Below are 24,927 nucleotides of genomic sequence, written 5' to 3' on the forward strand. Positions count from 1 at the left end.
CTTAGTTTTTGAACAAGATGAAGATCGGCTCCCTTTCCCCCTCGCCCCATCTGGGGGAGAGGGCTGGGGTGAGGGGGGCGATCCTGAAGTGCAAACCCGCTGTCCGATATTCGCCCACCCATGCGACCAACGAATGACTGCCGGCGCGTGTACGCCCCACCGAGGCGCGGTATACTGCCGCGCCTTTTTAGCGTCGCGCCAGCAGCCCCGGCGTGCCAGAGGATCAGCTGTGAGCCGAAAGCCTCAAGCTGCCCCATAGAATGTTCCCGTGTTTCAGAGGAGCGCGACTCATGACCGTGATCAAGCAAGATGACCTGATTCAGAGCGTTGCCGACGCCCTGCAGTTCATTTCCTATTACCACCCCGTGGATTTCATCCAGGCGATGCACGAAGCCTACCTGCGCGAAGAATCGCCAGCGGCCCGTGATTCGATGGCGCAGATCCTGATCAACTCGCGCATGTGCGCCACCGGCCATCGCCCGATCTGCCAGGACACCGGTATCGTCACCGTGTTCGTCCGTGTCGGCATGGACGTGCGCTGGGATGGCGCCACCATGGGCCTGGACGACATGATCAACGAAGGCGTGCGTCGCGCCTACAACCTGCCGGAAAACGTCCTGCGTGCCTCGATCCTTGCCGACCCGGCAGGCGCTCGCAAGAACACCAAGGACAACACCCCGGCCGTAATTCACTACTCCATCGTCCCGGGCAACACCGTGGAAGTGGACGTGGCGGCCAAGGGCGGCGGTTCCGAGAACAAGTCGAAAATGGCCATGCTCAACCCGTCCGACTCGATCGTCGACTGGGTATTGAAAACCGTGCCGACCATGGGCGCCGGCTGGTGTCCGCCGGGCATGCTGGGTATCGGCATCGGCGGCACCGCCGAGAAAGCCGCGGTGATGGCCAAGGAAGTGTTGATGGAATCCATCGACATTCACGAGCTCAAGGCCCGTGGCCCGCAGAATCGCATCGAAGAAATGCGTCTGGAGCTGTTCGAGAAGGTCAACCAGTTGGGTATCGGCGCCCAGGGCCTCGGCGGTCTGACCACCGTGCTCGACGTGAAGATCATGGACTACCCGACCCACGCCGCATCCTTGCCGGTGTGCATGATCCCCAACTGCGCCGCCACCCGTCACGCACACTTCGTGCTCGACGGTTCCGGCCCGGCCTCGCTGGAGGCGCCACCGCTGGACGCCTACCCGGAAATCGTCTGGGAAGCCGGCCCGTCGGCGCGTCGTGTCAACCTCGACACCCTGACCCCGGAAGACGTGCAGAGCTGGAAGCCGGGCGAAACCGTGCTGCTCAACGGCAAGATGCTCACCGGTCGCGACGCCGCGCACAAGCGCATGGTCGAGATGCTCAACAAGGGTGAAACCCTGCCGGTCGACCTCAAGGGTCGCTTCATCTACTACGTCGGCCCGGTTGATCCGGTCGGTGACGAAGTGGTTGGCCCGGCGGGTCCTACCACCGCAACGCGGATGGACAAGTTCACCCGCCAGATCCTCGAGCAGACCGGGCTGCTGGGCATGATCGGCAAGTCCGAGCGCGGCCCGACCGCGATCGACGCGATCAAGGACAACAAGGCTGTGTACCTGATGGCAGTCGGCGGCGCTGCGTACCTGGTTGCGCAAGCGATCAAGAAGTCCAAGGTGCTGGCATTTGCCGAGCTGGGCATGGAAGCGATCTACGAGTTCGAGGTCAAGGACATGCCGGTCACCGTAGCGGTGGACAGCAAAGGTGAGTCGGTACACATCACTGGCCCGGCGATCTGGCAACAGAAGATCAGCGAAAGCCTGGCGGTAGAAGTGCAGTAAGCCTCTGGCGTCATGAAAACGGCCGGTGCATCCGCAAAGATGCCCCGGCCGTTTTTGCTTGTTCAAACCAATCGCGATAACAGAATTTCCCATGCACAGAAAATGATCTTGCGCACCTGTCAGATCTGACAGGTCCATCTCCGGCCCACTCCTGTTAGCGTCTATCCATACGCCCTATGTAGCGCGAATGGATTCGAACATGGCCGATCAAGACCTCAGCATCACAGCTCCTTCCATCGCCAAAAGCTCATCGATCGCCACCATCGGCAAGAGCTGGAGCGCCGTCGGGCCGACCGCCTCGGCTGGATGCGAATTGCTGATCCCGCTATCGAGCGGTCGTGGCTACGACCCGCAAATACCCTTGGCAATCAACAGCCAGAGCGGTAACGGTCCGTTTGGCCTTGGTTGCCACCTGGGCCTGAGCCAGATCAGTCGCCGCACCAACAAAGGTGTTCCACGTTATACCGAGCACGATGAAATCATCGGGCATGACGGCGAGGTGTGGATGCCGGAGCTCGATGATGCCGGAGACTTGAAGTCGCGCACGGAACACAGCTACAGAGACCGCCCCATTCCCGAACACAACGTCGTGTCTTACCGGACGCGGATCGAAAGCGATTTTTCCCTGCGCGAATGCTGGCATCCGGCTGACGGTGGAGCCCCGTTCTGGTTGGTACATGGTGCCGACGGTACGTTGCATGTCTACGGCAAAACCAGCGCCTCACGCCGTGCCGACCCCGACGACGAATCGCGCATCAGTAGCTGGCTGCTGTGTGAAAGCATGAACGCCCATGGCGAACACATCTGCTACGAGTACAAGCCCGACGATCAGCCTGACGAGCAAGATCCGATTCACGACTACCGCGCCCAGCGCTATCTGCTCCGGGTGTGTTATGGCAATGCCACGGCGAGCGACCGTCTCTATAGCTGGGACACCGACCGGCCGACGGATTTGCCTTGGCATTTTCAACTGGTGTTCGATTACGGCGAACGCAGCAGTTCGCTGACGGAGACCCCGAGCTACGAAGAAGTGAACCGCTGGCGGCTGCGACCGGATCCGTTTTCCACCTATGGCCAGGGTTTTGAACTGAGCACCCGCAGGCTGTGCCAGCAAGTGTTGATGTTTCATCACTTCCCCGAAGGGCTGGCGACAGAGGCGAAGCTTTTACGTCGCCTGCTGCTGGAATATCAACCTATCCAGAACTCTGCGCCGTGGGCCTACAGCCAGATCAGCGCGGCGCACTATCAGGCCTTCGATGCGCAAGGCAATGTCGAGCATTCACCGCCGCTAGAGTTCGAATACTCGCCCTTCGAGATCAACAAGACACCTGCACGCCTGTTGGAAAACGAGACTCAACCGGGCATCGAAGACGGCGGGTTCTACCAATGCGTCGATCTGTATGGCGAGGGCGTGCCGGGTTTTCTCTGCCGCTATGACAACGCCTGGTACTACCGCGAGCCGCTGCGCGCGGCGCCTGGTACCGAACTGATCGGTTACGGCCCATGGGCTCTGCTGGACAAGATCCCGGTGGCAGATCGTAACCGCGCCGTGGCGCAACTGCTGGATCTGACCGGCGATGGGCGCCTGGACCTGATCATCGCCCGGTTGGGTTACTGCGGGTTCCATGCGCTGAATGCGCAGCGACAATTCGAATTGTTCAGCGCGTTCGACACGTTTCCCCGGGAACACCAGGATCTGACTTTGACCATGGGGGATTTCAGCGGCGACGGCCTGATGTCAGCGGCCAGCATCAGCCACGATCGTGTGAGGCTCTATGCCAGCCTGCGCGAAAAAGGCTTCGCCGCCGCACAGGAAATCCCCCATGCATACGAAGACGACCGTCTGCCGGTATTCAGCAACTCGCGAACCGAACTGGTGCTTCTGGGCAACCTGCTCGGCAGCGACATGCCCGAGCTGTGTCGCATCCGCCATGACGAAGTCCGCTGCTGGCCGAATCTTGGTCATGGCAAATTCGGTCAAGGTCGCAAGATCAGTGCCCTGCCCTTCACCTACGACGAATTCGACGCCGCACGAGTGCGCCTGGCCGACCTCGATGGCTCCGGCGCGCCCGCGCTGATCTATCTGCGATCCGAAGGGTTCGACATTTACCTGAACCGGGGCGGCAACGGTCTGGAGCAGATTCCCGTCAGCGTGCCGTGGCCCGAAGAGGTGCGCTATGACCGTCTGTGCCAGGTCAGTTTCGCCGACCTGCAAGGCCTCGGTTGCGCTAGCCTGATTCTGACGGTGCCGCATATCCAGCCTCGGCATTGGCGCTACGATTTTGTTGCAGCCAAGCCCTATCTGCTGGTCAACAGCAACAACAACATGGGTTACTCGAGCAGCGTGACTTATCGCAGTTCGGCTCAGGAATGGCTGGATGAAAAGGAGCGACTGCTGGCACTTGCGCGTGCACCGATATGTCATCTGCCGTTTCCGCTGCCCGTGGTGAAGAAACAGGAGCAACACGACGAGATCACCGACAACCGGTTGACCCAGTCATTCACCTGGCGCGAAGGGTTCTACGACGGCAGGGAACGGGAGTTTCGCGGGTTCGGCTATTTGCAGCAACTTGACTGCGAGATTGGAGCCGATGCTTCAGAGCCTGGCTTCAACGAGCCGGTGCAAACATGCACCTGGTTTCACAACGGGCAGGAAATGAATCGTTCCCGCGAGGATTATTTCAACGCGGACGTGGACGCCTGCCCGTTGGGCGAAACCCTGTTCAGTCGTTATCACCCCAAAGGTGAAATCGATGAGCCTGTCACCCCGGAAGATGCCGACAGTCGCTACCGGATTGCGCAGGCACTGGTCGGCTCGGTCGCCCGAACGGAGACGCTTGCCTACCAGGAAGATTCGCAGGTACCTGGCGCTGCCAAGCTGCACTCGGTAGAGGAAAAGCGTTATCTGGTGCGCGAGGTGCGGCCGCAGGGGCCATATGCCGCAGCCACTCTGCTGCCCCTTCAGGTTGAAGCAATCAGTTATCAGTACGACGGCTTTATCAATGACCCGCTGTGCCGCCACGATGTCAGCCTGCGCTGGGACGCTTATGGCGCCGCGACCCATGCACTGACGGTGAGCTATGCGCGCAGGTTGACCGCCCAGAGCCCGCCACCCTTCACCGAGGACCACCTGAATCAATGGTGGTCCGACGCTCACGACGAGGCGCAGCAATACTTTTACATCAGTGAGACCCGTGCGCGTCTGATCAATCTGCCAGAGCCGCAGCAATGGCGACTGGGCTTGCCCTATCAGGAACGGGGCGATGCGCTGAAATTGGCCAAAGGTACGCTACCCGGCGAGCTGAACCCGGCACAGGTGTCTTTTGAATCCTTGAGAACGCTGCAGGATTCGCAAGAATGGGCCATCGAACGGGTACTGACTTCCCAATCCATACAGCACTATGTGGACGTAGAGGGTATTGAACTGGAAGACGGCGTCGCCGGATTCGAAGCCCTGCCGCATTCTCTGGAGCTTGCCCTGCTGGACAAGACCGCGCTGGACGCTTACAGCATTGTGCCGGATCTGAACATTCGCGAGGCCCTCAAGGCAATTGGTTACTCGCCCATGCCGATGCTGTTCGAAGCGACGCCGAGTGAGGAACAAGATCTTTGGTCGTCGCGGTTCAATCTGGCTCGGTACGGCGACTTGCAAGCGTTCTATAAAGTGCTCGATTTCAACGAAACGCCAAGCCATGGCGTGACCAAAGCCGAATACGATCAACACTGGCTGACGGTCATGCGCATGGAGTTGCCCGACGGTTGTGCCGTGCAGGTCGCGGAATTCGATTACCACGCCCTGAAACCCAAGCGAATCACCGACGCCAACGACAACACTGAAGAAGTCATCCATGAGCCTTCCGGCCAGCCGCTGGTCATCAGCTTTCACGGTACCGAGAATGGCCAACCTGCCGGATTCGACAAGCTGACCGATGACTGGACCTTGCCGGCCCCCAGTCCGGAACAGGCCATCCAGTATCCGGAGGACACTGTAAAAAACGCAGCCAGCACCCTGCACAAAAACCTGTTCAGCTGGATGGGCCTGATACCCGCCTCCACGCTTCAAACCCTGTCAATCAAGCAGGGCGATCTGTTGCCCGGCGGGCAGATCCGCGCCAGCGCAAGACGCCGGCTTGCGCAAAATCACGTCCTGACGCCTGAAGACCAGCAATTGCTCGAGGCCATTGAACTGGCGTACCGAGAGCCGGTACACACCGTGGTGCTCAGTGCCGACCGCTATCCCTATGACACCGTCAAGGCACAGATCCAGATTGTCAAAACCTGCGTCGATGGCTTTGGTCGGGTACTGCAAACCCAGCAGAAGGTCGACCCCGGGCTGGCTTATGTGGTGGGTGAGGATGGTCAATTGCTGATCGAAGAAGGTGAGCAACCGACGCAGACACGCTGGCGTATCAGCGAACGCGTCGAATACAACAACAAAGGTCTGCCGCAGCGCCAATACCGGCCGTTTTTCGCTAACACGCACCGCTACGTCAATGATCAATCGCTGCGCCAACTCGGGCTCTTCGATCAGCTGTTCTATGACGCAACGGCACGTCCGATCAAGCTGATCAACGCCAAGGGCGACTTTTCCCGCGAGACGTATCATCCCTGGTATCACACCAGCGAAGACTTCAACGACACCGCTGAAGAGGTGGTGTCTACGCGTGGGTCAGGCGCATGAGCGCCTCCACACATTGGCGCACGCCTTCGCTGACCGTCAGCGACGGACGTGGCCTGCCAGTCCGTCAGGTCGCTTATTTGCGTACCGTGGCGGGCGACACGCCTAGCGCACTCGTGACCCGCCAGCACCACGATGTCGCCGGGCGCCTGGTCGCGCAACAGGATCCGCGCCTGCCGATCGCGAACACAACTACCGTGTTTTCGCTGAACGATATCGCCGTGTTTACCAGCAGCCGGGATAGCGGCTGGCGCCTGCTGCTGCCGGGCAGGGCCGGGGAGCCCGGACACCGTTGGGACGCGCGCGGCCATGTCTGGCAATCGACCTTTGACGGGCAATTGCGCGTGGTGCAGCTCGAAGTGTCGGGAAACGGCGAAAATCAGCTCGATACTTTCACTTACGCCCCCGGCTCCGCCGGAGCAGACTCCAACCTGCGCGGCCGGTTGATCCAGCAGACAGATCCGTCAGGCTCGCTGGATATCACCAGCTATTCCCTCACCGGACAGACACTGGTGGAAAAGCGCACATTTGATGATCACCAAGCGTTCACCAGCCATCAGGTGTTCAGTCCGCTTGGCGCCGTGCTTGAACAGACCGACGCCGGCGGCCATCGCAGAACCTCGCGCTATGGTCTTGCCGGGCAGCTCAGGCAAATGCACTTGCAAGTGAAGGCAAACATCACGCAAGTCCTGGAGGATGCGCACTACAACGCTAATGGCCAGCTCATCGAGCAACAGGACGGCAACGGTGTGCTCAGCGAATGGACCTACGATCCAGCCGACGGACGCTTGCGCACGCGGATCAGTCATAAGCCCGGTCAACCCGCATTGCAGGATCTGCAATATTTCTACGATCGCGTCGGCAATATCATCCGCATCGAAGACCACGCCTTCGAGCCAACCTGGTTCGCCAATCAACGGGTCGACGGCCACCGTGAATTCGACTACGACTCCCTGTATCGCCTGATCCGTGCGACCGGTCATGACGACGCCCTGCCCCCGGACATTCCCGGCCTGCCGCGACCGCCCGACGAGCGAAACCGCCTCAATTACACCCAGACGTATAGCTACGACGATGGCGGCAATCTGACCGAGTTGCGTCATCAGCGCGACGGCAACAGTCGCACCCGCACGATGCGCATCGACGACAAAAGCAATCGCGGGGTGCGTTGGCAAACAGGTGACGAGCCGCCGGACTTCGACATCTGGTTCGACCCGCACGGCAATCAACGCAAGCTGCGCCACGGTCCGTCATTGCACTGGAACAGCCGTGACGAGCTGGAGCGCGTGGATCTGGTTATCCGTCAGGACAGCGATAACGATGCCGAGTATTACCAGTACAGCGCGGGCCAGCGGGTCCTCAAATGTCATGAATGGTTCACCGACAACGTCCGCCACTTCCACCAGGTGCGTTACCTGCCAGGGCTGGAAATCCGCAGCAAAGACAACGGCGAAGAGCTGCACATCATCAGCCTCGGTAACGCGCGCTGCCTGCATTGGGCGCAACGTTCAGCGCCGATAGACGACCAGATGCGCTACACCCTCGAAGACCACCTCGGCTCTTGCGTGATGGAGCTCAATGAAGACGCTGTGGTCACCAGCGCAGAAGGCTATTACCCGTTCGGCGAAACCGCGTGGATGGCCCCGGAATCGGAAATCGAATACCGCTTTATCCGTTATTCCGGCAAGGAAATGGATGTCAGCGGTTTGTACTACTACGGCGCCCGCTATTACGCGCCGTGGTTGCAGCGTTGGGTCAGTGCGGATCCGGCGGGGGATGTGGATGGGTTGAACCTGTATGGTTTTGTCGGTAACAACCCGATTCTGTTCATCGATAACGACGGTAACAAAAAAGACTTGCCGTCTGACGTCAGGCAGGACATCGCGACCTACGCAAAAGTCCTGGATAACCTGGGCAATGAGCTGCAAACGTACAATCGGCAATTGAACGGACTGTTCAGCGCTACGGACATTTCCAAACGCATGGCCATAAACACCGGCTTCAACATTGGCAAGGGAGTTGCCACCACGACAGCAGGGAAAGGCGGCGAAGCACTTGGGACGCTGATATTGCCCGGAGTCGGGACATTTATCGGAGGGATCGTCGCCTCAAAAATCTCCGGCGCGGCAATCGACAAACTCGGCGAAATTACAACTGTTTCCACTCCCGTCCTGCCCGATGCCAAAAAACTGAACCCCGAGAGCATTCACAGCAATGCCACAACAAGCATTTTAACCCCTCTGAGATACGCAAAAAAAATAGCCAGATCTTATGATCCTCGGACTTCCGAGGGAGCAAATAAGCTGATCGGAACAGTAGCCGAGAAAACGCTCAGCAAGTTTGCGCAGGTACCCGCTGCGAGTGACATGATGGCCATTGCTTACGCGGGGAAGGACACAGCCACAGCGCTGGCCGGTTTAAGGGATATCGAAATTGATGACCTCGAGACAGCGTTGGGTTTGATTATCGACATGCTTGAACAGGACCAAAGCGACATCAATGCGGCTTTCAGTGAAATCGGAGTCAACGAATTTTATGACCAAGGCCTGGTGGGCTCATTCGGTTTTGCGCTGGACCTTGCAAAAGGTAGCGTCGGAACCCAGAACTCCAGCTCAATCAGCCGGGATCGGATCAAGAAAGAAATTTCCGTGCGCATGGCTGAAGCAAGGCGCGGTATTGAGTTGATTGGCAGGTATCGCCAATACAGCGGTCAAAAGACGGCGTAAACAAGTTCGCCTACCTTCAGGCAGTTTTGCCGTGGTTCTGCGCCTGGATAAATCATGAGCACCTGGCCCTTGAATAGATCAACGCATATCCATACGCCAAGCGTGCAGGTCAAGGATCCTCGGGCTTTGGTTGTCAGGCATATTGCCTATCTGTGTGCAACGACGCATGGAGAAATCAAGCCCCTGATCACCTGCCAGACTCACAACCCTGCCGGGCGCCTGCTAGAAAAACGGGATCCGCGCTTATCTGCACCCAACCTCACTACTCACTACTCGCTCAACGGCACCGTGTTGAAAATCGACAGCGTCGATGCCGGCTGGCGTTTGGTACTGCCGGGACTGGCCGGTGAGCCTCGGCAACGTTGGGACGAGCGCGGCCATGTCTGGCGATCGACCTTTGACGACCAGCTGCGTGTCGTCAGACTCCAGGTCACCAGAAAGGATGAGGAGGAAGAGGAAGAGGTCGAAACTTTCCTCTACGCCGGTGGCGCCGACACCACCAACCACAACCTGCGCGGACGGTTGATCAAGCAAACCGATGCGTCTGGTGTTCTGGCGATATCCAGCTATTCCCTCGCCGGCCAGCCGATGCAGGAAACCCGAACTTTCCAGGACACACAGGCTTTCACCAGCCATCAGGTGTTCAGCCCGCTGGGCACGGTGCTGGAGCAAACCGATGCCGGCGGCCATCGCAGAGCATCGCGCTATGGTCTTGCCGGGCAACTCAGGCAAATGGAGCTGCAAGTCGAGACGAAAGTCACGCAGGTCTTGCTGGATGCGCAGTACAACGCCAACAATCAGATCACCTCGCAACTGGCCGGTAACGGTGTCCTGAGTCAGTGGACGTATGACCCGGCCGATGGACGCCTGCATACGCGCACCAGTCAGAAAACCGCTCACCCCAGATTGCAGGATCTGCAATATTTCTACGATCGCGTCGGCAATATCATCCGCATCGAAGACCACGCCTTCGAGCCAACCTGGTTCGCCAACCAACGGGTCGACGGCCACCGTGAATTCGACTACGACTCCCTGTATCGCCTGATCCGTGCGACCGGTCATGACGACGCCCTGCCCCCGGACATTCCCGGCCTGCCGCGACCGCCCGACGAGCGAAACCGCCTCAATTACACCCAGACGTATAGCTACGACGATGGCGGCAATCTGACCGAGTTGCGTCATCAGCGCGACGGCAACAGTCGCACCCGCACGATGTGCATCGACCAGAAAAGCAATCGCGGGGTGCGTTGGCAAACAGGTGACGAGCCGCCGGACTTCGACATCTGGTTCGACCCGCACGGCAATCAACGCAAGCTGCACCACGGTCCGTCATTGCACTGGAACAGCCGTAATGAGCTGGAGCGCGTGGATCTGGTTATCCGTCAGGACAGCGATAACGATGCCGAGTATTACCAGTACAGCGCGGGCCAGCGGGTCCTCAAATGTCATGAATGGTTCACCGACAAGGTCCGCCACTTCCACCAGGTGCGTTACCTGCCGGGGCTGGAAATTCGCAGCAAAGACAACGGCGAAGAGCTGCACATCATCAGCCTCGGTAACGCGCGCTGCCTGCATTGGGCGCAACGTTCAGCACCGATAGACGACCAGATGCGCTACACCCTCGAAGACCACCTCGGCTCTTGCGTGATGGAGCTCAATGAAGACGCTGTGGTCACCAGCGCAGAAGGCTATTACCCGTTCGGCGAAACCGCATGGATGGCGCCGGAATCGGAAATCGAATACCGCTTCATCCGTTATTCCGGCAAGGAAATGGATGTCAGCGGTTTGTACTACTACGGCGCCCGCTATTACGCGCCGTGGTTGCAGCGCTGGGTCAGTGCGGATCCGGCGGGGGATGTGGATGGGTTGAACATGTATGGTTTTGTCGGTAACAACCCGATCGTCCACGTCGACCAGACCGGTGCCTTCAAAGTGGTGTTTGACCTGGTCAGAAAAGCGGTGGGTATCTTTGATCAAGCGCAAACTGCGGCGGAGCAATTGCACAACCTGACTACCGAGTTCGATGGCCTGATTCCTGAAGGCCAGAACATCGAGGAGGTGCGCAAAAGCATGACGTTCGGCAAATTCATCACCTCACGGGCCGGCATCAAATCGGTCTTTTACGGTATCGGCAAAGGCATCGCCATCGGCAGTGTCATCGGCACCGTGGTACCCGGAATCGGCAACGCCATCGGTTCCGGCGCAGGGGCAATCGCGGGGGCAATAGTGTTTCCGGTATTGCGTTACCACTTTTTCAAGAAGGGTTTGAAAGCAGCGCAGACACTGCACACCCAAGAGCTCAAGGACGGGCTGAAAACGCTGGGCGACGGCGCTGCAAAAGCCGTAGACGGCGCGAGGGCTCTTCTCGATGGAGGTGCTGCGCTTATCGACAGCATCAAGACTTTCACGGATAACCTCAACAGCTACTCCGAGCACATCCAGAAGATGTTCTACGCCCAACTGGACGCACTGGATGCAGAAAAACAGCGTCAGGTCATGAAGCTGTCCAGGAATGGTGTAGACCCGTTCGAGGCCATCGACAAGGTCATGCAAACCGCCCAGGCGACTATCGAAGCGCCAAGCGAGGCGCAAGGCGTGACTGAACGCCTGCAGCAACTGGAGCGCTCGCTCGCTGCCGAACCTCAGGCAAGACCGGTGCCGAAGCCGAGGTTGAATCTTGTGCATCGACGTCAGGTACAGGAGACAGCTGTCTAGCAGACACGGCCGGCGCGAACAGCGCGCCCGGCCACCTCGGCCCATGCTATCGTGCCCGCCCGTCCTGCCGACCTTTCATCCAGCATGCTGCCGACTTCCCGTACCCTGCGTCTGTCGTTGTATTCCCTGCTGATCATCGCCGGCACGGTCATTGCCGCGACGCTCGCGATGCGCCACGCGGAACGTCAGGCGCTGGAAGAAGACGCCGCCCGCGCCAATCAGCAACTGGGGTTGTACGCCAACTCCTTGCACACCCTGATCGACCGCTATCGCGCCCTGCCCGCCGTACTGGCGCTGGATCCGCAATTGCGTTCGGCCCTCGCCGGCCCGGTCGATGCAGCGCAGCAAGCGGCATTGAATGTGAAGCTGGAAAAGATCAACGGCGCCGCGCAATCCTCGACCCTTGAACTGCTCGATCGCACCGGCCTGGCCGTGGCCGCCAGCAACTGGCGCTTGCCCAGCAGTTACGTTGGCCACAATTACGGCTTCCGCCCCTATTTCAGCCAGACCCGCACCCAAGGCACCGGGCGTTTTTACGCGGTAGGCGTGACCAGCGGCATTCCCGGGTATTTCCTTTCCAGCGCCGTACTTGGCGACAACGACGAGTTTCTCGGCGCGATGGTGGTCAAGCTGGAATTCCCGGAACTGGAGCGCGAATGGAGCCAGGGCAGCGACACGCTGCTGGTCAGCGATGCACGCGGGATCATCTTTATCGCCAATCAGCCGGGCTGGCGTTATCGCGCCTTGCGGCCGTTGAGCGCTGATGATCTGGCCGAGATCAAAACCACCCGCCAGTACGACAAGCAATCGCTGATTCCGCTGACCCATTTGCCGCTGCGGCGCTTCGATGACAACAGCGATCTGCGCCGGGTCGAAGGTCCACAAGGCACGGCGGATTATCTGTGGGAATCGCTGCCGCTGACGACCGAGGGCTGGACCCTGCATCTGCTGCGCCGTCCGCAAGTGGCCTTCGAGGATTTGCGCAACGCCGCGCTGGCCGCCGCTGGCGTGTGGCTGGCGCTGGTGTTCCTATTGTTGTTCCTCAATCAGCGCTGGCGGCTGGCCAAGGTCCGTCAGCGCAATCGTGAAGAACTCGAGCGCTTGGTCGAGGAGCGCACCCGCGACTTGCGTACCGCGCAGGAAGGTCTGGTGCAGTCGGCCAAACTCGCCGCGCTGGGGCAGATGTCTGCGGCGCTGGCTCACGAAATCAATCAACCGCTGACCGCCCAGCGCATGCAACTGGCAACCCTGCGCCTGCTGCTCGAACATGGCCGCGTCGATGACGCCTACAAGGCGCTGAAACCGGTGGACGACATGCTCACGCGCATGGCCGCCCTCACCGGCCACCTCAAGACCTTCGCCCGCAAAAGCCCGAGCGGCTTGCGCGAACGTCTGGATCTGGCGACGGTGGTCGATCAATCGCTGCAACTGCTCGATGCGCGACTGCGTGACGAACAGGTCAGTCTGGTGCTGCATCTGACCCGCCCGGCGTGGGTACGCGGTGATGCGATTCGTCTGGAACAGGTGCTGATCAACCTGCTGCGCAATGCGCTGGATGCGATGCACGGCAAAGCCTGCAAGCGTCTGGAAATCCGTCTGGAGGCTGATGAACAATTGTGGCGGCTGAGCGTCAGCGACAACGGCGGCGGCATTGCCGAGGAACATCTCGGCCAGGTGTTCGATCCGTTCTTTACCACCAAACCGGTGGGTGACGGTCTGGGCCTGGGGCTGGCAGTATCCTTCGCCATCGTGCATGAATCCGGCGGACGCCTGAGCGTCGAGAATGGCGACCACGGCGCGGTGTTCAGCCTGACCCTGCCAATCGATCTGGAGGCACATATCTGATGCTCAATTCGGTGATGGTGGTCGACGACGAAAGCAGCATTCGCGACGCCGTTGAACAGTGGCTGAGCCTGTCGGGGTTTCAGGTGCAATTGTTCAGCCGTGCCGAAGAATGCCTTGCCGCGCTCCCGGAACATTTTGCCGGGGTGATCCTCAGCGACGTGCGCATGCCCGGCATGGACGGTTTGCAACTGCTCGCCGAAGTGCAAAAGCGCGACGCCGATCTGCCGGTGATTCTGCTCACCGGCCATGGCGACGTGCCGATGGCGGTCGAAGCCATGCGCGACGGCGCCTACGACTTTCTGGAAAAACCGTTCAGCCCGGAGACCCTGCTCGGCAGTCTGCGCCGGGCGCTGGACAAACGCCGCCTGGTCCTGGAAAACCGCGCCCTGCACGAACTGGCCGACAATCGCGCGAAGCTCGATGCAACATTGCTCGGCGTGTCCCGAGGTTTGCAGACTTTGCGTCGGCAAGTGCTGGATCTGGCGACGTTGCCGGTCAACGTGCTGATTCGTGGCGAAACCGGCAGCGGCAAGGAACTGGTCGCGCGTTGCCTGCATGATTTCGGCCCGCGCGCCGGCAAACCTTTCGTGGCGCTGAACTGCGCGGCGATCCCGGAGCAACTGTTCGAGGCCGAGCTGTTCGGCCATGAGAGCGGCGCGTTTACCGGCGCCTCGGGCAAGCGCATCGGCAAGCTGGAATACGCCGATGGCGGCACGCTGTTTCTCGATGAGATCGAAAGCATGCCGCTGGCCCAGCAGGTGAAATTGTTGCGGGTCTTGCAGGAGCAAAAGCTTGAGCGGCTGGGGTCGAACCAGAGCATTCGCGTTGATTTGCGGATTGTCGCGGCGACCAAACCGGACCTGCTCGACGAAGCTCGCGCCGGGCGTTTTCGTGAGGACCTGGCTTATCGCCTCAACGTCGCCGAACTGCGCCTGCCGCCGCTGCGCGATCGCCGCGAAGACATTCCGTTGCTGTTTGAAACCTTCGCCCACAATGCGGCCCAACGGCTGGGCAGAACATTTCCGCCGCTGACAGGCGCGCAGTTGAGCCATCTGCTCAGCCATGACTGGCCAGGCAATGTGCGCGAACTGGCCAACGTCGCCGAACGTCAGGTATTGGGGCTGGATGAACCGGTCGCCGGAATCGATCCGGGGCAATCGCTGGCGGCGCAGCAGGAAGCGTTCGAAGCGCAATGCCTGCGCGCGGCGTTGACCCGGCACAAAGGTGATGTCAAAGCCGTGCTCGAAGAACTGCAACTGCCGCGCCGCACGTTCAATGAAAAGATGCAGCGGCATGGGTTGAGTCGGGAGATGTTTCTGGCGGAGTGAGGCAGAGATTTGTGGTGTAGCTGAAATCCATCCCCCTCACCCCAGCCCTCTCCCCGAGGGGGGCGAGGGGGGAGGGAGCCGATCTCCATGCTTTCCCGAATCTGTATTCGACTCGATGTTGCAGGTCGATGTAACCCACCAGAACACCTCGGTCAGTCCCCTCTCCCTCTGGGAGAGGGCTAGGGTGAGGGGCTTTTGATCTTCACGCGGTAAGCGGAAATCCGCTCACTCAGCCCAATCAGTCGGCACAAATCCGCTCACTCTTCCCCGCCACCCCCTCTAAACCGGCCCTCCTTCCCTTGGCACACCTCCTGCTATAGCCCTGGCAGGCTGCGTTCCGACGCGCTCCACAAAAACAATTAAACGAAGGATCCTTCAATGGATAACTCCAACGCCCTGCCCCTTGGGTCGGCTGCCGTGCCGGCCAAACCGAGAACCACCGCCAGCCGGATCAAATCGATCTTCAGCGGCTCTGTCGGCAACATGGTCGAGTGGTACGACTGGTATGTGTATGCCGCCTTCTCCATGTACTTCGCGAAAACCTTTTTCCCCGCCGGCTCCACCACTGCGCAACTGATGAACACCGCAGCGATCTTCGCCGTGGGTTTCCTGATGCGTCCGATCGGTGGCTGGCTGATGGGCATGTACGCCGACAAGGTCGGGCGCAAGAAAGCGCTGATGGCCTCGGTGTACCTGATGTGCTTCGGCTCGCTGCTGATCGCCCTGAGCCCGAATTATGAAACCATCGGCATCGGCGCGCCGATCCTGCTGGTGTTCGCCCGCCTGCTGCAAGGCCTGTCGGTCGGCGGCGAGTACGGCACCTCGGCGACTTATCTGTCCGAGATGGCGACCAAGGAACGTCGCGGCTTCTTCTCCAGCTTCCAGTACGTGACCCTGATCTCCGGGCAGCTCATCGCCCTCGGCGTCTTGATCGTGCTGCAAAACATGCTGACCACTGAACAGCTCTACGCGTGGGGCTGGCGTATCCCGTTCGCCATCGGTGCGCTGTGTGCGGTCGTGGCGCTGTACCTGCGTCGCGGCATGGAAGAAACCGAGTCGTTCACCAAAAAAGAGAAATCCAAGGAAAGCGCAATGCGCACCTTGATGCGCCACCCGAAAGAGCTGTTGACCGTGGTCGGCCTGACCATGGGCGGCACCCTGGCGTTCTACACCTACACCACCTACATGCAGAAATACCTGGTGAACACGGTCGGCATGAGCATCTCCGACTCGACCACCATTTCCGCCGCCACGCTGTTCCTGTTCATGTGCCTGCAACCGATCATCGGCGGCCTGTCGGACAAGATCGGTCGTCGCCCGATCCTGATCGCGTTCGGCGTGCTCGGTACGATTTTCACCGTGCCGATCCTGATGACCCTGCACACCATCCAGACCTGGTGGGGCGCGTTCTTCCTGATCATGGCGGCGTTGATCATCGTCAGCGGCTACACCTCGATCAACGCGGTGGTCAAAGCCGAATTGTTCCCGACCGAAATCCGCGCCCTGGGCGTCGGCCTGCCGTACGCACTGACCGTGTCGATCTTCGGCGGCACTGCCGAATACATCGCGCTGTGGTTCAAAAGCATCGGCATGGAAACCGGTTACTACTGGTACGTCACCGCGTGCATTGCCGTGTCGCTGCTGGTGTACATCACCATGAAAGATACCCAGAAGCACTCGCGGATCGTCACTGACTGATCGCACCGCATCGCTGGCAGGCCACAAAATCTGTGTCCTGCCACGAACCCTACGGGGTCTCGCGTCTGGCTGGAAATATGCGCTGGGTCCTTGCACTATGGCTGCATCCGAATGCAGCTCAGGAATCCGCTCCCCATGCCCGATGACATCCACTTCTACGAACCCGCCAACGGCCACGGCCTGTCTCACGATCCGTTCAACGCCATCGTCGGCCCGCGCCCCATCGGCTGGATTTCCTCGCAGGATGCCGAAGGCCGACTCAATCTCGCGCCGTACAGTTTCTTCAACGCCTTCAACTACGTGCCGCCGATCATTGGTTTTTCCAGTGTCGGGCGCAAAGACAGTCTGAACAACATCGAGCAGACCGGTGAGTTCGTCTGGAACCTCGCCACCCGCCCGTTGGCCGAGCAGATGAACCAGAGCTGCGCGATGGTCGCGCCTGAGGTCAACGAGTTTGAACTGGCGGGGCTGACGACCGTGGCGTCAAAGGTGATTTCGGTCCCCCGGGTCGCCGAGAGTCCAGTGTCCTTCGAGTGCAAGGTCACGCAGATCATCCAGCTGCAACGCGCCGATGGCGAAACCGTGCCGAGCTGGCTGATCCTCGGCGAGGTGGTCGCGGTGCACATCGCCAAATGGCTGCTGAAAGACGGCATCTACGACACCGCCGCCGCACAACCGATTCTGCGCGGCGGCGGGCCGGCGGATTATTTCCAGCTGGGGCCTGAGGCGCTGTTCAAAATGTGGCGCCCGGGGGCGCAGAAGTAATTACCAGATCAGCTCGGCGTCATCAGTGACGCCCTTGAGCTTGTCCAGTTCGTTGATGGCTGCATCATCGGCAGCAATGGCGCCGGGGAACACCTGCTCATTGAGCAATTTGTGAAAGCGTGGGGCGCCGCCATCGACCAGGGCCTTGACCGCGATCGCCGCGTAATAACCCTTGTTGCCGCCCAGCTCGACGGGGACGACTGCGGAGACTGCTTCGAAGCGTTCAAACTCTTTACGTGCCATGTCGCGGATCCTGGCTCAATCAAATAAGCCGGACATTAAACCCTCAACCGGCGAGTTTGTGTATCGGCGCAGCGCATTGACCGAGGGCCTGCGCGGCGGAAACGTCCCTGAACGTGTGGAAGTCGAGACTGTTGACCACCAGGTCCTGGACCAGCTCGGCGAAGACTTCCATCGACGGACTGTTGAAATACGCCGTCATCACTTGCTGACTGCTCCAGTAGCCGCTGACCAGCCAGAGGTCGGCGTCGCACTGCGATTGTTGCAAGGAAAAACTCAGGCAGCCGGGCGCCGCGCGCGAGACTTCGATCAATGCGCTCAGGCGCACACCGAGTTCCGCCGAACGCCCGGCCTGGGCACGAACGAAGGCCATATGACTGACAGGCATTTGCTTGGACATGATCAACCCTCCATGAAATCGCGTGGCAGCCGGGGGACGGGCTGCGACTGAAGCAAAGATTAAGGGCCGGGGCGGCTGCCCCGTTAGTCGATTCCTGCCTTCGCGTTGCACAATCCTGCGAGACTGCGCAGACGACCTGTAACAACCTGTAAACCCGCGCAACACGTCTGTCATACGCGTTTTGTGTAGGAGCTGCCGAAGGCTGCGATCTTTGGCTTTTGCCTCGAAGATCAACGGATCGCAGCCTTCGGCAGCTCCTACGGAATCGTATGGCGGGAGGCATGTGCGCACCTGCGGGCAGAATCAGGCAAGCATTTGGCAGAATGTGTCTACCGCCGCCGCTTGCACAAACATATGCTCTGCTGCATTCCCCCTCACTTGCCGAGGATGCCGTGCATGACGTCATTCGATCGTTTTCAAGCCGAACCCAGCGCCGACATGGAAAAACAGCGCGCGGAGCTGGCGGCGATCATCCGCCGCAACACCAGCGACGATGGCAGCTACCAGACCGCGATCGGTTCGCTGGTGATGTCGCGCCACACGCAGTCCCATGACTTTGCCCCGGTACTCGCGCAGCCGGCGCTGTGCATCATGGCGCAGGGGCGCAAAGAGGTCCGCCTGGCCGACGAGTTCTTCAACTACGACCCGCTGAATTATCTGGTGGTGTCGGTTTCGATGCCGCTCAGCGGGCGCGTGGTCAATGTCTCGCCGGAAGAACCGATCCTCGCCGTGCGCCTCGACATTGATCCGACCGAAATCACCGCGCTGATCGCCGACGCCGGCCCGATGGGCGTACCGACGCGGCCGACCGGACGTGGTCTGTACGTGGAAAAAATCGACAGCGCCATGCTCGACGCGGTGCTGCGTCTGGCCCGGCTGCTCGACGCACCGAAAGACATCGCCATGCTCGCGCCACTGATTCGCCGGGAGATTCTCTATCGCCTGCTGCGTAGTCCACAGGGCCATCGTCTGTATGAGATTGCGATTGCCAACAGTCAGAGCCATCGCATCAGCCAGGCCATCAAATGGCTCAACGGCAATTTCGAGCAACCACTGCGCATCGATGATCTGGCGCGGGAAGTGAACCTCAGCGTGTCGACGTTGCATCATCGCTTCAAGGCGATGACTGCGATGAGTCCGTTGCAGTATCAAAAACAGTTGCGCCTGCAAGAGGCGCGTCGGCTGATGTTGACCGAAGGGCTGGAAGCGTCGGCGGCGGGGTATCGGGTGGGCTATGAAAGTCCGTCGCAGTTCAGCCGTGAGTACAGCCGACTGTTTGGTGCGCCACCGTTGCGGGACCTGGCGCGGTTGCGGCTGTCGGTGTAACTCCATAGAAGCCCCTCACCCTAGCCCTCTCCCAGAGGGAGAGGGAACCGATTGGGGGATATTGGAGAGGTTCAGCGACTTGCGATATCGGTGCTGAATCCGGAATCAGCCAAGCCAGGCCAACCCGGCGTTGGGTTGATGACCTTCAAATCCATAATCGACTCGGTTTTTCAGGTCGACGGAGAACGCAAGACACCTCACCCCAGCCCTCTCCCCCCGGGAGAGGGCTGGGGTGAGGGCAGGCTTCTAAACCGCGCGCACGACGTGCTTGATCTCCAAAAACGCCGCCAACCCCCAAGGCCCCAGTTCGCGGCCGACGCTGCTCTGCTTGTACCCACCCCATGCCGCCTGCGGGAAGATCACCTGCGGTGCATTGATCCACACCAGCCCTGCCTGCAAGGCATTGGCCACACGATCCGCCGCTGTGGCATCGCGTGTCACTACGCTCGCGACCAGGCCGAACTGCGTGTCGTTGGCCAGCGCAATCGCCTCGTTCTCACTGGCGAAACCGCGCACACACACCACCGGGCCGAAAATCTCTTCACGCCATAACGCGCTGTCCAGCGGCACGTCGGTGAACACCGTCGGTTGCAGGAAATAACCGCGCGGCAAATGCGCCGGACGATTACCGCCGCACACCAACCTCGCCCCGGCGCTCAAACCGCGATCAATATGCCCAAGCACCCGCTGGTACTGCGCCTGATTGACCAGCGCGCCCATCTCCACGTCCGGATCGAACGGATCGGCCACTCGAATCGCCTCTGCGCGCTTTTGCAGACGCTGAAGAAACTCATCCATCAATTCCTCGGCAACCAGCACCCGACTGGTGGCCGAGCACATCTGCCCGGCGTTGAAGAACGCCCCGCCACAAGCCAGTTCCACCGCCAGCTGCAGATCAGCATCCGCCAGCACCAGCAACGACGATTTGCCACCCAGCTCCAGGCTCACACCCTTCACGGTTTCAGCAGCGCGTTGCATCACCTGCACACCAACCGCGTTGCTGCCGGTAAAGGAGATCTTGGCGATGCGAGGATCGGCCGACAACGGCGCGCCTACCGCCAGACCAGTGCCGCAGACCAGATTGAACACGCCGTCGGGCAAGCCGGATGCAGCGATGATCGCGGCCAGTTCCAGCTCCGGCAACGGCGTCACTTCAGAAGGTTTCAGCACCACGCAGCAACCGGCGGCGAGCGCTGGCGCCAGTTTCCACGCGGTGGTGACCATGGGGAAATTCCACGGCACGATCAGCCCGACCACTCCGCACGGCTCGCGCCGCAGGCGCGCACTGAAATCATCGCTGGGCAACGGCACGTTGCTGTCCTGACCGGCATCGAGGCCTTCGGCGAGTTCGGCGTAATAGTCAAAAGTGGCGATCACGTCATCGACATCGATGGCCGCTTCGAACTGCGGTTTACCGGTATTACTCGACTGCAGGTTCATCAAGTGATCGCGACCGTTGCGCACGCCGTTGGCAATGTTGCGCAGGATCGCAGCGCGTTCGGCGCCGGTGGTTGTCGACCAGTGTTTGAACGCCTCGGTCGCCGCGCTGATCGCCTGGTCGACGGCCTGTTCGTCGCCGCCATTGACGGTGGTCAGCAGCGCTTCGGTAGCGGGGTTGATCACCCGCAGATGTTCGCGGCCTGACGACCATTGGCCATTGATGTAGAGGCCGTCGAGTGTGGTTGGAAAGCTGATCATTGGGCCACCGCCTGCATCCACTGGTTCTGGTCGATTTCAATCAGCGTCGGGCCTTGCCGGTCCGTCGCCTCGCGCAGCGCTGCGCGCAATTCGTCGATGCTGCTGATGGCTTGCGCGGCGCAACCGAGGCCCTTGGCCACGGCGACGAAGTCCGGGGTGTAGATGTCCACGCCAACCGGTTCGATGGCGCGGTTGACCATGTACTTTTTGATCTCCTCGTAACCCTGGTTATTCCACAGCAGCACGATCACCGGCACCCGTGCTTCAACGGCGCTGGCCAGTTCCGGCAGGGTGAATTGCAAGCCGCCGTCACCGATCAGGCACACCACCGGCGGGCGCGCGCCGTTGTCGTGTTGTCCACCGAGCCACGCACCGATCGCCGCCGGCAACGCATAGCCGAGGGTGCCGTAACCGGTGGATGCGTTGAACCAGCGGCGTGGACGCTCGGGGTTGAACGTGAGGTTGCCGGTGTACACCGGTTGCGTGGAATCGCCGACGAACACCGCTTCGGGCAATTCGTGCAACACGGTTTCGAGGAAACGCGTTTGCGCCAGCGTCGGCGCATCCCAGCTCGCCGCCAATTCATCACGCAGACGCGCGGCGCGAACCTGGCCCCAATCATTGCGGCGCTCGGCCAGAGGTTGGTGCGACAAGGCGCTGAGCAAGGCTTGCGCGGCGTTGCGCGAATCAGCGACCAGTGCGACGTGCGGCGGGTAGTTGCGCACGGTCTGATCGGCATCGATGTCGATGCGCAGCAGCTTGCCGGGAATCTCGAAGCCGCCGGCGAAAGTGACGTCGTAATCGGTCTCGGCCAGCTCCGTGCCGATCGCCAGCACCACGTCGGCTTCAGCGACCAGTGCGCGAGTGGCGACCAGGCTTTGCGTCGAACCGATCAACAACGGATGGCTGGTCGGCAGCATGCCTTTGGCGTTGATGGTCAGCGCCACGGGAGCGTCGAGCAATTCGGCGAGTCGGGTCAGCTCCGGCGCCGCGTCGATAGCACCGCCGCCAGCAAGAATCAGTGGACGTTGCGCGCTGGCCAGCATTTCGCTCATGCGGCTCACGGCAGCCGGTGCGGCGCCGGCACGGTCGATATTCACCGGCAGGCTGGCGAGCAACTCATCGGCCTCTTCCACCAGCACGTCCAACGGAATTTCGATGTGCACCGGACGCGGTCGCCCGGCCTGGAACAGCGCGAAAGCGCGAGCAAGCACCACCGGCAGTTCGGCAGCGGACATCAGCGTGTGCGAGAACGCTGCGACGCCGCCGACCAGTGCGCTCTGGTTCGGCAGCTCATGCAACTTGCCGCGCCCACCGCCCAACTGACTGCGCGACTGCACGCTGGAGATCACCAGCATCGGAATCGAATCGGCGTAAGCCTGGCCCATGGCCGTGGTGATATTGGTCATGCCCGGGCCGGTGATGATGAAACACACACCGGGTTTGCCGCTGGTACGCGCATAGCCGTCAGCCATGAACCCGGCGCCCTGTTCGTGGCGAGGCGTGACGTGGTTGATGCTTGAACGCGCGAGGCCTCGGTACAGCTCGACGGTGTGCACACCGGGAATGCCGAACACCTGCTCGACCCCGTAATTTTCCAACAGCCTGACCAGTACTTCGCCGCACGTTGCCATATTGATTGCCCTTTCATTCACTGAACACTCCCTGTGGGAGCGAGCCTGCTCGCGAATAAGCGGTCCAGCCAACATCCGTGTCGAACCTTGAACCGTCTTCGCGAGCAGGCTCGCTCCCACAGGGTCCGTGGAGTGCCCATTGGAACGGTGCGCAACTGGCAGCAACAATCGATTAAAAGTCATACTAGCCATGTCCCCACGTCATACCTCGGATCGCCATGAAACGCCTGCCACCCCTGCCCGCTCTGCATACGTTCTGGATCACCGCGCAATGCTGCAATTTCACTCGCGCCGCCGAGCAGTTGCACATCACTCAGGGCGCGGTGAGCCGGCAGATCGCCGGGCTGGAAGAACAGCTCGGTTATCCGCTGTTCATCCGTCTGGCCCGAGGTCTGGCGCTGACGGCTGAAGGCCGCGAATGGCTGCCACAAGTGGAGAAGGTTTTCGGGCTGATCAGTGAAGCGACCGAGCAGATCGGGCTCAAACACCAGACGTTGCAACTCAAGGCCCCAAGCTGCGTGATGCGTTGGCTGCTGCCGCGTCTGCTGCAATGGCAGAAGGAACGCCCGGACGTGCCGGTGAAATTGACGGCCTCGCTGCAACACGGTGTGGATTTCCAGCGCGAGCAATTCGACGCCGCCGTGATCTACGGTCCGCCGCCGGACAATTCGCCAGGCGCACTGCATCTGTTCGACGAGCAACTGACACCGGTCTGCTCACCGCAACTGCTCAAAGGTTCGCCGGCGCTGAATTCACCGCAGGATTTGCAGGAGCATCTGTTATTGCACCCGACCCACGACATTCAGGACTGGTCGGTGTGGCTCGATGCAGCGGGATTGCGATTGGGCAACCTTGGCAGCGGGCAGCATTTCGAAACGCTGGATCAGGCGATGTCGATGGCCTCGCACGGCACGGGGGTGGCGATCGGGGACTGGTCGCTGATTGGTGATGATCTGAACGCTGGACGACTGGTGATGCCGTTTGCGTTGAAGGTGAAGACGGGGTTGGCGTATTACGTGGTGGTGCCTGCTGGAGCCGAACCCTCGCCGCAACTTGAGGAACTGATGCTCTGGCTGGTTGAGCAGGCTCATTTGCGCTGAAGCCTCTCCCCTCACCCTAGCCCTCTCCCCAGGGAGAGGGAACTGATTGGGGATACTCAAGAAATTCATCGACCTGACACAGCCACGCCGAATCCATAATCGACACGGTCGTTCAGGTCAATGCGTGACCCAAGACAACTCGGTCGGCTCCCTCTCCCCAGGGAGAGGGAACTGATTGGGGATACTCAAGAAATTCATCGACCTGACACAGCCACGCCGAATCCATAATCGACACGGTCGTTCAGGTCAATGTGTGACCCAAGACAACTCGGTCGGCTCCCTCTCCCCCGGGAGAGGGCTGGGGTGAGGGGAAAAGGCTTGACTCAATACCCGACGGTATAACGCTGCCGCGAATGCTTCGGCGTTTCCACTTCGTCAATCAGCGCAATCGCGTAATCGGCAAATGTGATCCAGCTGCGTCCTTCGGCACTGACCAACAGATGATCCTTGCCGACGCGGAATGTGCCACTGCGCTCACCCTCGACGAACTCCGCCGACGGCGACAAAAAGGTCCAGTCCAGTTCCTGCTCGTGACGCAACGCATCAAGAAACGCCGCCCCTGCGCTCGCCTCGGCTTTGTATTCGGCCGGGAAACCGGCACTGTCGATCACCCGCGTGTCATCCGGCAGCAACAGCGAACCGGCGCCGCCGACCACCAGCAAGCGCTTCACGCCCGCCTGCTTCACCGGTCCGACAATCGCCGAGGCCGGGACGGTGGCGAAATGCGCTGCGCTGATCACTGCGTCGTGACCGGCCACCGCCGCTTGCAGCGCCGCCGAATCCAGTACGTCGAGGTTCTTGCTGACGACACCGGCACGGCTGCCGATCTTCGAGGTATCGCGGGCAATGGCGGTGACGCTGTGGCCGCGACGCAGGGCTTCTTCCAGCAATTGGCTACCGGCACGGCCGGTGGCACCAATGATTGCGATCTTGCTCATGACATTCTCCAGTTGGCTTGAA

General features: G+C 60.5%; 15 protein-coding genes. 10 read left to right on the forward strand and 5 right to left on the reverse strand.

Annotated features, from left to right (window positions below):
- Positions 1 to 290 precede the first annotated feature (290 nt).
- The 8 genes from AB4N73_RS15570 to AB4N73_RS15605 all read left to right on the forward strand — a co-directional run bounded on the left by AB4N73_RS15570 (position 291) and on the right by AB4N73_RS15605 (position 17,569).
- Complete coding sequence (locus tag AB4N73_RS15570; RefSeq protein ID WP_016773454.1) at positions 291 to 1,814, forward strand: fumarate hydratase; 1,524 nt, start codon at positions 291 to 293, stop codon at positions 1,812 to 1,814.
- A 199-nt stretch (positions 1,815 to 2,013) separates the two neighbouring features.
- The gene (locus AB4N73_RS15575; RefSeq protein ID WP_460142277.1) at positions 2,014 to 6,495 is read left to right on the forward strand and encodes a SpvB/TcaC N-terminal domain-containing protein; all 4,482 of its coding nucleotides are present in this window, start codon (positions 2,014 to 2,016) and stop codon (positions 6,493 to 6,495) included.
- Positions 6,492 to 9,218 carry an RHS repeat domain-containing protein gene (locus AB4N73_RS15580; RefSeq protein ID WP_460142278.1) on the forward strand — a complete coding sequence of 909 codons (2,727 nt, stop codon included), beginning with the start codon at positions 6,492 to 6,494 and terminating at the stop codon, positions 9,216 to 9,218. The genes AB4N73_RS15575 and AB4N73_RS15580 overlap by 4 nt, the downstream gene beginning before the upstream one ends.
- Before the next feature lie 54 nt (positions 9,219 to 9,272).
- Positions 9,273 to 11,933 (forward strand): RHS repeat domain-containing protein, encoded by a 2,661-nt coding sequence (locus AB4N73_RS15585; protein ID WP_460142279.1) that lies wholly within the window; start codon positions 9,273 to 9,275, stop codon positions 11,931 to 11,933.
- 84 nt (positions 11,934 to 12,017) lie between these two features.
- Positions 12,018 to 13,778, forward strand: coding sequence for an ATP-binding protein (locus AB4N73_RS15590; protein WP_252886721.1), 1,761 nt, complete (start codon positions 12,018 to 12,020; stop codon positions 13,776 to 13,778).
- Positions 13,778 to 15,106: a sigma-54-dependent transcriptional regulator gene (locus AB4N73_RS15595; protein ID WP_150741921.1), complete on the forward strand. Its 1,329-nt coding sequence runs from the start codon at positions 13,778 to 13,780 to the stop codon at positions 15,104 to 15,106. Before AB4N73_RS15590 ends, AB4N73_RS15595 begins: the two co-directional genes overlap by 1 nt.
- 378 nt (positions 15,107 to 15,484) lie before the next feature.
- On the forward strand, positions 15,485 to 16,804 hold the full coding sequence (locus AB4N73_RS15600) for an MFS transporter (RefSeq protein ID WP_460142280.1): 1,320 nt from the start codon (positions 15,485 to 15,487) through the stop codon (positions 16,802 to 16,804).
- A gap of 135 nt (positions 16,805 to 16,939) precedes the next feature.
- Positions 16,940 to 17,569, forward strand: a complete 630-nt coding sequence (locus tag AB4N73_RS15605; protein WP_252876813.1) for a flavin reductase family protein — start codon at positions 16,940 to 16,942, stop codon at positions 17,567 to 17,569.
- On the opposite strand, the gene AB4N73_RS15610 is transcribed toward AB4N73_RS15605, so the two are convergent.
- Together AB4N73_RS15610 and AB4N73_RS15615 are read right to left on the reverse strand one after the other, a co-directional pair.
- Positions 17,570 to 17,812, reverse strand: coding sequence for a hypothetical protein (locus tag AB4N73_RS15610; protein ID WP_041479831.1), 243 nt, complete (start codon positions 17,810 to 17,812; stop codon positions 17,570 to 17,572).
- 43 nt (positions 17,813 to 17,855) lie between these two features.
- A complete protein-coding gene (locus AB4N73_RS15615; RefSeq protein ID WP_150637421.1) occupies positions 17,856 to 18,209 on the reverse strand; it encodes a putative quinol monooxygenase in 354 nt (117 codons plus the stop codon).
- Between the two features lie 396 nt (positions 18,210 to 18,605).
- Between AB4N73_RS15615 and AB4N73_RS15620 the strand changes: the two genes are divergently transcribed.
- Entirely contained in the window at positions 18,606 to 19,535 is a 930-nt protein-coding gene (locus AB4N73_RS15620) for an AraC family transcriptional regulator (RefSeq protein WP_016773445.1), read from the forward strand.
- A gap of 246 nt (positions 19,536 to 19,781) precedes the next feature.
- Here AB4N73_RS15620 and AB4N73_RS15625 read toward each other — a convergent pair whose 3' ends face one another.
- Positions 19,782 to 21,233: an aldehyde dehydrogenase family protein gene (locus AB4N73_RS15625; protein ID WP_460142281.1), complete on the reverse strand. Its 1,452-nt coding sequence runs from the start codon at positions 21,231 to 21,233 to the stop codon at positions 19,782 to 19,784.
- Positions 21,230 to 22,867: a 5-guanidino-2-oxopentanoate decarboxylase gene (locus AB4N73_RS15630; RefSeq protein WP_460142282.1), complete on the reverse strand. Its 1,638-nt coding sequence runs from the start codon at positions 22,865 to 22,867 to the stop codon at positions 21,230 to 21,232. Before AB4N73_RS15630 ends, AB4N73_RS15625 begins: the two co-directional genes overlap by 4 nt.
- 218 nt (positions 22,868 to 23,085) lie before the next feature.
- Here AB4N73_RS15630 and AB4N73_RS15635 point away from each other — a divergent pair, with 218 nt between their 5' ends.
- A complete protein-coding gene (locus AB4N73_RS15635) occupies positions 23,086 to 23,967 on the forward strand; it encodes a LysR substrate-binding domain-containing protein (protein WP_252868188.1) in 882 nt (293 codons plus the stop codon).
- 323 nt (positions 23,968 to 24,290) lie between these two features.
- Here AB4N73_RS15635 and AB4N73_RS15640 read toward each other — a convergent pair whose 3' ends face one another.
- On the reverse strand, positions 24,291 to 24,905 hold the full coding sequence (locus AB4N73_RS15640; RefSeq protein WP_460142283.1) for an NAD(P)-dependent oxidoreductase: 615 nt from the start codon (positions 24,903 to 24,905) through the stop codon (positions 24,291 to 24,293).
- Positions 24,906 to 24,927 lie beyond the last annotated feature (22 nt).

This window comes from Pseudomonas sp. S3_B08, from assembly GCF_054667725.1.